This is a genomic window from Clostridium liquoris (assembly GCF_002995785.1).
In the GTDB taxonomy this organism is placed as follows: domain Bacteria; phylum Bacillota; class Clostridia; order Clostridiales; family Clostridiaceae; genus Clostridium_AO; species Clostridium_AO liquoris.
Window position 1 is genome coordinate 23,009 of the sequence record NZ_PVXO01000033.1, and the last position, 7,826, is coordinate 30,834.

General features: G+C 29.5%; 9 protein-coding genes. All 9 read right to left on the reverse strand.

Going from position 1 to position 7,826, the window contains the following annotated elements:
- Nucleotides 1-2 precede the first annotated feature (2 nt).
- Nucleotides 3-452, reverse strand: a complete 450-nt coding sequence (def, locus tag CLLI_RS06055) for a peptide deformylase (protein WP_106063323.1) — start codon at nt 450-452, stop codon at nt 3-5.
- A gap of 21 nt (nt 453-473) precedes the next feature.
- Nucleotides 474-2,675 carry a primosomal protein N' gene (priA, locus tag CLLI_RS06060; RefSeq protein WP_106063324.1) on the reverse strand — a complete coding sequence of 734 codons (2,202 nt, stop codon included), beginning with the start codon at nt 2,673-2,675 and terminating at the stop codon, nt 474-476.
- Between the two features lie 89 nt (nt 2,676-2,764).
- Nucleotides 2,765-3,964, reverse strand: a complete 1,200-nt coding sequence (gene coaBC / locus CLLI_RS06065) for a bifunctional phosphopantothenoylcysteine decarboxylase/phosphopantothenate--cysteine ligase CoaBC (protein WP_106063325.1) — start codon at nt 3,962-3,964, stop codon at nt 2,765-2,767.
- A 2-nt stretch (nt 3,965-3,966) separates the two neighbouring features.
- Nucleotides 3,967-4,185, reverse strand: coding sequence for a DNA-directed RNA polymerase subunit omega (rpoZ, locus tag CLLI_RS06070; protein ID WP_106063326.1), 219 nt, complete (start codon nt 4,183-4,185; stop codon nt 3,967-3,969).
- Entirely contained in the window at nt 4,166-4,795 is a 630-nt protein-coding gene (gene gmk, locus CLLI_RS06075) for a guanylate kinase (protein ID WP_106063327.1), read from the reverse strand. Before gmk ends, rpoZ begins: the two co-directional genes overlap by 20 nt.
- A complete protein-coding gene (remA, locus tag CLLI_RS06080) occupies nt 4,795-5,067 on the reverse strand; it encodes an extracellular matrix/biofilm regulator RemA (RefSeq protein WP_106063328.1) in 273 nt (90 codons plus the stop codon). Before remA ends, gmk begins: the two co-directional genes overlap by 1 nt.
- A gap of 15 nt (nt 5,068-5,082) precedes the next feature.
- On the reverse strand, nt 5,083-5,961 hold the full coding sequence (locus CLLI_RS06085; RefSeq protein ID WP_106063329.1) for a YicC/YloC family endoribonuclease: 879 nt from the start codon (nt 5,959-5,961) through the stop codon (nt 5,083-5,085).
- A gap of 176 nt (nt 5,962-6,137) precedes the next feature.
- On the reverse strand, nt 6,138-7,286 hold the full coding sequence (locus CLLI_RS06090) for an aminotransferase class I/II-fold pyridoxal phosphate-dependent enzyme (RefSeq protein WP_106063330.1): 1,149 nt from the start codon (nt 7,284-7,286) through the stop codon (nt 6,138-6,140).
- A 122-nt stretch (nt 7,287-7,408) separates the two neighbouring features.
- Nucleotides 7,409-7,678 carry a hypothetical protein gene (locus CLLI_RS06095; RefSeq protein ID WP_106063331.1) on the reverse strand — a complete coding sequence of 90 codons (270 nt, stop codon included), beginning with the start codon at nt 7,676-7,678 and terminating at the stop codon, nt 7,409-7,411.
- Nucleotides 7,679-7,826: the final 148 nt, after the last annotated feature.

A 7,826-nucleotide genomic window follows, 5' to 3' on the forward strand; every position in this document is an offset into this window, starting at 1 on the left:
TATTATTCCTCCTTTGCTATCATTTTGTCCACAAATAATATTCCATCTAAGTGGTCTATTTCGTGGCAAAGAGCTCGTGCTAGCAATTCCTTACCTTCTATAACTATTTCTTTTCCCTCTCTATTTAAAGCCTTAACCTTAACCTTATATGGTCTTTCAACTTTTCCTACTTCTCCTGGAATACTTAAGCATCCCTCTTCATCAATATATGAACCTTCTTTATGAATTATTTCTGGATTTATTAAAAATAGAGGGCCTTCTCCTATATCTATTACCACTATTCTTTTAAGAATTCCTACCTGTGGTGCTGCAAGACCTACTCCATTATTTTCATACATAGTTTCCAACATATCATCTAATAGAATTGATATTCTATTATCTATCTTTTCAACTACTCTACACTTCTTTCTCAATATGTCATCACCATATTTTCTAACATTTCTTAATGCCATCACTTATACCTCCAATATATTTTATAATAAACTTAAGGGGTTAACATCTATGCTTACCCTAATATGATTATATACCTCTTTTACAGTTTCATAAATTCTATCTCTTATATATTTTTTTAAATTCAGATCCATATCCCCTTTTATTATTATTTGCCATCTATAATTATTTTTAATCTTTGATATTTCACAGGGACATGGTCCTAATATCTCTATTTTATCATTATTTTTTAAAATGTCTTTTAAAATTATACCAACATTTTGTATATTTTTTATTAATAATTCCTCATCTTCACTACTCATGTTTATAAGCATCATTTGTGCAAATGGTGGATAATTCATAATTTTTCTTAATGATATTTCCTCATTATAAAATCCTAAATAATCATTATGAGATGAAAAAATAATGCTAGGGCTTTCAGGATTATAGGTTTGTACTATTACCTGACCTTCTTTTTTCCCTCTGCCAGCTCTTCCAGAAACCTGGGTTATAAGCTGAAAAGTTCTTTCTGAGGCTCTAAAATCCGGTAAATTTAGGGATAAATCTGCGGCTATTACTCCGACTAAGGTAACATTATGAAAATCTAATCCTTTAGCAATCATTTGGGTGCCTATTAGAATATCAGCCTTTCCTTCTTTAAAAGTATTATAAATGTATTCATAAGAATTTTTTTTCCTAGTGGTATCAAAATCCATTCTTAATGTTTTAGCCTTTGGAAAATATTTTTTTATTTCATCTTCAACCTTTTCAGTACCTATGCCAAAATACTTAACATATTTACTTCCACATTTAGGGCATATCTTTGTAACTCTTTGCCTGTTACCACAGTAGTGGCAAACTAAAGAATCTCCTGAACTATGGTAGGTTAAAGATATATCACAATTATTGCATTTAAAAACATAGCCACATTTTCTACAGGATACAAAGGTTGAAAAACCTCTTCTATTTAAAAATAGAATTATTTGCTCCCTTTTAGCTAATCTTTGCTGAATCTCTTCAAATAATCTTCTGCTAAAAATAGATCTATTGTTGTTAGCAAGTTCTTCTCTCATATCTACTATTTCTATCTTGGGCATGCTAGCTCCATCTGCTCTTTTATTCAGAGTGATAAGTTCTATTTCTCCTTTATTACATCTATAAAAGGTTTCAATGGAAGGAGTAGCAGAACCCAACACCAATTTGCAGTTATCTAAAGAAGTTTTAATCTCTCCAATTTCCCTAGCATTATATTTTGGATCGCTATCGGATTTATAACTTGCCTCATGCTCCTCATCTATGATAATAAGTCCTAATTTTTCAAATGGCAGGAATATAGCAGATCTAGCCCCTATAGCTACCTTAACCTTTCCTTCCTTTACTCTTAGCCATTCATCTAATCTTTCTCCATCAGAAAGTTTACTGTGGAATACAGTTATATCCTTTCCAAATCTACCCTTGAATCTTTCCACCATTTGAGGAGTTAAAGATATCTCAGGTACAAGTATAATAGATTCTTTTCCTTCGTCCATCATCTTCTGTACCAAATTCATATATATTTCTGTTTTACCACTGCCAGTAACTCCATGAATTAAAAATAGCTTTTTAGGAGAATTAAGTATTTTATTTAAAGCATTCTTTTGTTCTTCATTTAATTCTTTTTTATCGTAAAATAAATATTCCCTATCATTATATCTGTTTACTATAGATTCCTCTTGAACTAAAAATTCATGTTTAAGCATGGTATTAATGGAAGATAAAGATACTTGAAAATTTTTGCTTAGGGAAGTCTTAGTAAATTTGCCATTATTCTTTCTAACAATATTGTAGATACTCACATAAGGTTCTTTTTGAAATTTCCCTTCTAAGGCTTTACCAGTAAATATTAAAATTTCTTTTTTATTCTTCATGCCTTTAAATAAAGCCGCAGGCATAATAGTTTTTATACATTCCATATATGTAGAAAGATACTTTTCTCTCATTTGGTTTATAAGTATTAAATTTTTTCGGGTTAATATTGGGAAATCATTAAATATACTATATATCTTTTTTATTCCCTTTATATCCCCTATTTCTTCATAGAGATCTATAACAAAAGCGTCCACCTTTTTATTTCCTAATCCAAAAGGCACCAATACTCTATTTCCAATTTTTATTTTTTCTATAAGATTTTCAGGTATCTCATAAGTAAAAAGTTTATCTAGCTGTATAGAATTGCTATTTATCACAACGCCTGCATATTTATACACTTAATCACCCTTCGATTTACAATTATACTAAATAAAAGAGGCTTTTTCGCGAATTTAATGCGAATATATGCCCCTTTTAAATATCTAAATTATTCATGCTTTCTTTCTTCATTTATTAGATTAAATATTTCTTCAGCTACCTGCCTTTTAGACATTTTATTCATAGGTATCTTTCTGCCATCTTTGCAAAGTATAGTTACTTTATTTTCTTCTGAAGCAAAACCAATACCTTCTCCTGTAATGTCATTTGCTACTATATAATCTAAGTTCTTTTTTTGAAGTTTAATTTGAGCATTTTCTATTAAATCGTTGCTTTCTGCTGCAAAGCCAACAAGTACTTGAGATTTTTTTAATTCTCCCAGCCTTTTTAATATATCTGCATCCTTAACTAGTTCCAAATGTAAATCATCTGAAGTCTTCTTTATTTTTTTATCAGAATACTCCTTTGGCTTAAAATCTGACACAGCAGCTGCTTTTATTACAATTTGCTGTTCTGGGAAATGCCTTAAAACTTCATTAAACATTTCTTCATTAGTTTTTACATTTAGAACCTTCATTCCAAAAGGTTCTTTTATGCTTGTAGGTCCTGATATCAAAGTAACTTCCGCCCCTCTATCTCTAGCTTCTTCTGCTATTGCATAGCCCATTTTCCCTGAAGACTTATTTGTTATGTATCTTACAGGATCTATTGGAGCCATGGTAGGTCCTGCGGTTACCAATACTTTCTTTCCTAATAAGTCTTTTACGGGATAAAGCATACTTTCTACTATTTCAGCAATTAATTCTGTATTAGCTAATTTTCCTTTTCCAATATCTCCACAAGCAAGTCTTCCAGCTTCAGGTTCTATAAATTTATATCCATATTCCTTTAGCTTATTTATGTTATTTTCTACTATAGGATTAGTATACATATTTGTATTCATAGCTGGGGCAAAGACTACTGGTGCCTTTGTAGCCATAATGGTTGTGGAAAGCATATCGTCAGCAATTCCATTAGCTATTTTACCTATTATATTGGCAGTAGCAGGTACAATAAGCATTAAATCTGCTTTTTTTGCCAAGGATATATGCTGTATCTCCCAATGTTTAGGCTCATTAAACATATCTGTAATAACCATGTTTTGACTTAGACTTTGGAAACTCAATGGGTTCACAAACTCACAAGCAGATTTTGTCATTATAACATGTATTCCTATATTCCTTTTTCTCAATCTACTTATTACATCTAATGCCTTATAAACAGCTATTCCTCCTGTTACACCAACTACAACAGTTTTTTTACATTCCATAGTTATTTTATACCTTCCTTAACTGTTTCATAAGTAACGGCACCTGAGTACACTTCATTTATTGCCACTGTTAAAGGCTTTGTTGAATCAATTTCTATTAGTGCTTTCTCACCATTAATAAGCTGTCTAGCCCTCTTAGATGTTACCGCTACTAAAGAATATCTGTTATCTACTTTCTTTAATAAATCCACCACAGATGGATCAATCATAGAATTGTTCATGTATTAACCCCTCCCTTGAGTCAAATATAGTACTTTTTATTCTATCAACTCTACATTTTTCAGCTATAAGTATGCATTCTATTTTTCTTACAGCCTCTTCAACTGTATCATTAACTACAGCATAATTATATTTTGATACAAAATTAATTTCTTTATATGCAGATTTAAATCTTGTCATCAAAGATTCTTCTGTTTCTGTACCCCTATTGATAATTCTCTTCTTCAGTTCTTCCATTGACGGTGGAAGAATAAATATAAATACTCCATCATGATAATTTTCTTTAACCTTTAAAGCTCCTTGTATGTCAATTTCTAATATAACATCTTTTCCATTATCTATTTGTTCTAGAACTTTTGATTTTGGTGTACCATAGTAGTTTCCATAAACCTCAGCATGTTCTAGAAAATCTTCATTATCTATCCTTTTTATAAATTCTTCTTTACTTATAAAATAATAGTTTTCACCATCCACTTCACCTTTTCTAGGTGCCCTTGTGGTAGCAGATACAGAGATCCAGAAATCATTTCTCTGTAATAATTTTTTGCATACTGTTCCTTTTCCCGTACCTGATGGTCCAGAAATCACAATAAGCAATCCTTTTTTATTCATTATTCCTCAACCTCTTCTATATCATCATCTTCTTTAGAAGATAGTCTGTGCGCTACAGTCTCTGGCTGTACCGCTGATAATATTACATGATCACTATCTGTAATAATAACAGCTCTTGTTCTTCTGCCGTAAGTAGCATCAATAAGCATTCCCCTATCTCTTGCCTCCTGAATTATTCTTTTAATAGGCGCTGATTCAGGACTTACTATAGCTACTAGTCTATTAGCTGAAACAATATTACCAAATCCAATATTAATTAACTTAATACCCATTGAACTCCTCCTGCTTTACTCTATATTTTGTATTTGTTCTCTAATTTTTTCAATTTCATTTTTTATATTTAAAGCTAAATTTGATATTTCTAAGTCATTAGCTTTTGATCCGATAGTATTAACTTCTCTATTCATTTCCTGAACAATGAAGTCTAATTTTCTACCCACAGGCTCATTTAAATTTAAAGTTTCCTGTGTCTGTATTAAATGACTATTAAGTCTTACTAGTTCTTCATCTATACAAGACTTATCAGCAAACATAGCTACTTCCATAGCAATTCTGCTTTCATCTACTTGATTATCATCTAAAAGTTCTTTAATTCTTGAAGTTAATTTTTCCTTGTAATTTACAGGAACTAAAGCTGCTCTTTCTTCTATTTTATCTACTATACTCTTAATTCTATTACACTTTTCTATAATATTTTCTTGAAGTTTTAATCCTTCTTTTTCTCTCATAGTTACCAATAGTCCAATGGACTCCTTTAAAGGTATTGAAAGGCTATTCCATAATTCTTCCATATCATCTTCATTTTGTTGAAGAGTTATAACATCAGGGAATTTAGCAATAAGTGATACGGAAATATCATCTTTCACATTATATTTTTCTTTTATTTCTTTTAAGCACCCTAAGTAACTATCCGCTAAGGATTCATTAAAAATGGTTCTTACATCTTTTTTATCATATGTATTTAGGGTAATAAATACATCCACCTTACCTCTGTGTATTTTTTCTTGTATAGTAGCTCTAATTTTGTCCTCAAGGGAAATCAAACTTTTAGGCATTCTAATATTTATATCACAATACCTATGATTTACAGTTTTAATTTCTACAATAAAGCTTCTACTATTATCCTCGAAGGTTGCCCTACCAAAGCCAGTCATACTTCTTATCATATTTATTCATCCTTCTTCCATTTCCACTTGCTAAACATATACTCATTATACATATATATTTATAATAAATTCAAGCATATTTTGCAATATCACAAAATATGCTCTAATTTACTCCGTAAATTGAATTATATCACAAAATCAATGTAAAGTGTAAAATTTAATTTTATAGAAAGAATTTAATATATATCTAACTTATTTAACCCTTTTTCTATTATTTTATCATCTTTAGTTAAAGATATTCTAAAATGTCCATAAGAAAGGTTGCCAAAAGCATATCCTGGAGTAACAATTATGCCAGATTTCTTTAATAATTCCTCGCAAAACTCATTAGTAGTATAATCTTTAGGCACTTTACACCATAAATAAAAAGTTCCACTATTCTTATAAAAATTTATATTATGTTTTGATAAAATATCCTCTGCTAAAGCAATTCTTCTATCATATATATATCTTATGGAATTTACATAATTTCTGTCTAATTTTATTGCTTTAAGTGCTGCATACTGTATAGGCATGAATTGTCCTGAATCAACATTGGTTTTTATTTTAAGTATGGCCTTAATGACCTGGCTATTTCCAACTATATATCCAATTCTAAATCCCGTCATATTATATATCTTTGAAAATGTACCAAATTCTATACAGTTTTTTTTATAATCAAATTGTAACACACTTAAAGGTTTCTCCCCAGATCTTATTATTTCGTTATAAGCGCCATCATTACAGAGAATTATCTCATTATTATAACAAAACTTAATAATTTCCTTATAAAAAGCTTCATTTGCAATAGCACCTGTGGGATTATTAGGATAATTAATTATAAACAATTTAGATCTTGAAATTATCTCTTGAGGAATTAATTTAATATTGGGTAAATAATCATCATTTTCTTTGAGAGGCAACTTGTAAGGAATTACCCCCCATAATTTAGCCGTTGCTTCATAGACAGGATATGATGGCTTAGGAATTATAACATAATCTCCTAAATCGCATACAGCTGGCATTAGATTGTTTATTCCCTCTTTTGAACCTATAAGTATTAATACTTCATTCATATTTAAATTAACACCAAAAGTTTCTCTATAGTATTCTATTATTCCTTGTTTTAATTCCTTTATTCCATCATATGGAGGATAATTGTTAAAACCATTTTTATCAAAAGACCTTATCATTTCTGCTATGATACTATTATCTACTGGTAGATCTGGATCTCCTACTCCAAAATCTATAATTTCTTCTCCTTTTTTTATAAGTTCTTCTTTTATACTTTTTATTTTGCTTAACTCGTATTCAGGAATATTGTTTAGTCTATTGTTAATTTTCATTTTGAATCCTCCAAGATCTTTTTTATTATTTTATTCATATTTTGTATATAGTGTTACAGTTTACATTTATTTCTATTTGCATAATATTTTATATGTAAACTATTTTATAAATAAAAAAAATCTCAGGCATTATCCTGAGATAGGTACATTTTCATTATTCTTTTTATATATTCATTATCATCACTAATTCTTATAAGACTTTCTAAAAAATATTTACTATGACTCCTAGGCAATGCTTTGTGTTTTATAAGCTTTATCATAATCATACAAGTGTCATATTTTTGCACATGAGTATGACCATTTTGAAAATTTTTATTTGTATTATGAATAATAAAACCATGTCCAACCTTATATATTTTGAAATTTAGGTTCTGGTATATTTGTATACTCAAACCTTTCACCTCTTAAATACATAATAGTATTCTCGAAAACTCCCAAGGTACTGAAGTTTCTACATTAATTTTTCTATAGAAATCAGCTTCACCCCAGAGTTTTTTCAAGTTTTATATTGTACGAATAGCTTATATAATTTAAGATATT

Excerpts from the sequence above, each read along its gene's own strand:
- gmk (WP_106063327.1), bottom strand. The coding sequence starts at position 4,795 with ATGAATAAAAAAGGATTGCTTATTGTGATTTCTGGACCATCAGGTACG.
- remA (WP_106063328.1), bottom strand. The coding sequence starts at position 5,067 with ATGGGTATTAAGTTAATTAATATTGGATTTGGTAATATTGTTTCAGCT.
- CLLI_RS06085 (WP_106063329.1), bottom strand. The coding sequence starts at position 5,961 with ATGATAAGAAGTATGACTGGCTTTGGTAGGGCAACCTTCGAGGATAAT.
- def (WP_106063323.1), bottom strand. The coding sequence starts at position 452 with ATGGCATTAAGAAATGTTAGAAAATATGGTGATGACATATTGAGAAAG.
- rpoZ (WP_106063326.1), bottom strand. The coding sequence starts at position 4,185 with ATGAACAATTCTATGATTGATCCATCTGTGGTGGATTTATTAAAGAAA.
- CLLI_RS06090 (WP_106063330.1), bottom strand. The coding sequence starts at position 7,286 with ATGAAAATTAACAATAGACTAAACAATATTCCTGAATACGAGTTAAGC.
- coaBC (WP_106063325.1), bottom strand. The coding sequence starts at position 3,964 with ATGGAATGTAAAAAAACTGTTGTAGTTGGTGTAACAGGAGGAATAGCT.